The organism is Edaphosphingomonas fennica (assembly GCF_003034225.1).
Lineage (GTDB): Bacteria > Pseudomonadota > Alphaproteobacteria > Sphingomonadales > Sphingomonadaceae > Sphingomonas_E > Sphingomonas_E fennica.
In genome coordinates, this window is record NZ_PHHF01000014.1 from 1 (window position 1) to 1,791 (window position 1,791).

Sequence of the window (1,791 nt, forward strand, 5' to 3'; positions counted from 1 at the left end):
TGCCCGACGGCACGCGCAAGCGGGCAACGCTGTTCAGCGGCTTCCTGTCCCACTATCTGATCCGGGATCGTTACGGCCGCCCCGGCAAGGGCAATGACAAGGGCAGCGTCGAAGGTCTGGTCGGCTATGTGCGCCGCAACTTCATGGTGCCGATTCCGCACTTTGCATCGTGGGACGAGTTCAATCTGTGGCTCGAGGAGCAGTGCCGCAAGCGCCAGGGTGACCGGCTGCGCGGCGAGAGCGAGACGATCGGCGAACGCTTGCTGCGCGATCTGGTGGCGATGCGCCCACTGCCGGCATCACCCTTCGATGCTTGCGACCATGCCAGCGGTCGGGTCACTTCGCAGGCGCTGGTGCGCTACAGGACCAACGACTACTCCGTCCCGGTCGCCTACGGCCACCAGGACGTCTGGATCCGTGGCTATGTCGGCGAGGTGGTGATTGGCTGCGGCGGGGGGATCATTGCCCGTCATCCGCGCAGCTATGAGCGCGAGGAGGTTGTCTTCGATCCACTGCATTACCTGCCGCTGATCGAGCAGAAGATCAACGCGCTCGACCAGGCGGCACCGCTACAGGGCTGGGAATTGCCGGAGGCGTTCACGACACTGCGCCGCCTCATGGAAGCACGGATGGGCAAGCAGGGCCGGCGCGCCTATGTGCAGGTGCTGCGCCTGATGGAAAGCTTCGATCTGGCCGATCTGCACGCAGCCGTGAAGCAGGCGCTGCATCTGGGCGCCATCAGCTTCGACGCCGTGAAGCACCTCGTCCTGTGCCGGGCCGAACGCAGGCCACCAAAGCTGGACCTCGACATCTATCCCTATCTGCCCAGAGCCACTGTCGAGAAGACGTCGGCCAAGGCCTATATGCGCCTGCTGGACCGTAAGGAGGAACCGGCATGAGCAGCGATGCTCCAGAACTCCTGCTCGCCCACCACCTCAAGACCTTGAAGCTGCCGACCTTCCTGCGTGAGCACCACAAACTTGCCCGGCAATGTGCGGTCGAGGGCGTGGATCATGTCCGCTACCTTGCCCGGCTGGTCGAGCTGGAACTGATCGATCGGGAACGGCGGATGGTCGAACGCCGCATCAAGGCGGCAAAGTTCCCCGCCGCAAAAAGCCTCGACAGCTTCGACTTCGCCGCCATCCCGAAGCTCAACAAGATGCTGGTGCTGGAACTGGCGCGGTGCGAATGGATCGAGCGCCGCGAGAACGTCATCGCGCTCGGCCCCAGCGGCACGGGCAAGACCCACGTCGCGATCGGCCTCGGCCTGGCGGCCTGCCAGAAGGGATTGTCCGTCGGCTTCACCACAGCGGCCGCGCTCGTCAGCGAGATGATGGAGGCGCGCGACGAACGCCGTCTTCTGCGCTTCCAGAAGCAGATGGCGGGCTACAAGCTGCTCATCATCGACGAGCTGGGCTTCGTGCCGCTCTCCAAAACCGGCGCCGAGCTGTTGTTCGAGCTGATCTCGCAGCGTTACGAGCGTGGCTCCACCCTGATCACCAGCAATCTGCCCTTCGACGAATGGACCCAAACCTTCGGTTCCGAGCGCCTCACAGGCGCACTCCTCGACCGGCTGACCCACCACGTCAGCATCCTCGAGATGAACGGCGACAGCTATCGCCTCGCGCAAAGCCGGGCACGAAAAACCGCCAACCCTCACCAATAAGATCGCCGCTGCTGCGAGCGGAAAACTCTGGTCGGGCTACGCCCTCCCGACGTTCCCCGCTCGCAGCAGCGCCAGTGGCCTGGTTTTGCGCCGCCCAATGGCCGGTTTTTGCTCCGCCGTTGACA

Annotated in this window: 2 protein-coding genes; both read left to right on the forward strand. The window is 64.2% G+C overall.

Going from position 1 to position 1,791, the window contains the following annotated elements; genetic code table 11:
* Window positions 1-899: transposase (locus tag CV103_RS02740; protein WP_146163370.1), on the forward strand; the 899-nt coding region annotated here is incomplete at its 5' end.
* Window positions 896-1,666: an IS21-like element helper ATPase IstB gene (gene istB, locus CV103_RS02745; protein ID WP_107393909.1), complete on the forward strand. Its 771-nt coding sequence runs from the start codon at window positions 896-898 to the stop codon at window positions 1,664-1,666. The genes CV103_RS02740 and istB, both read left to right, overlap by 4 nt.
* The last annotated feature ends 125 nt before the right edge of the window (window positions 1,667-1,791 follow it).

Bases quoted from the DNA above. Each gene is read 5' to 3' on its own strand.
- istB (WP_107393909.1), top strand. From the start codon at position 896: ATGAGCAGCGATGCTCCAGAACTCCTGCTCGCCCACCACCTCAAGACC.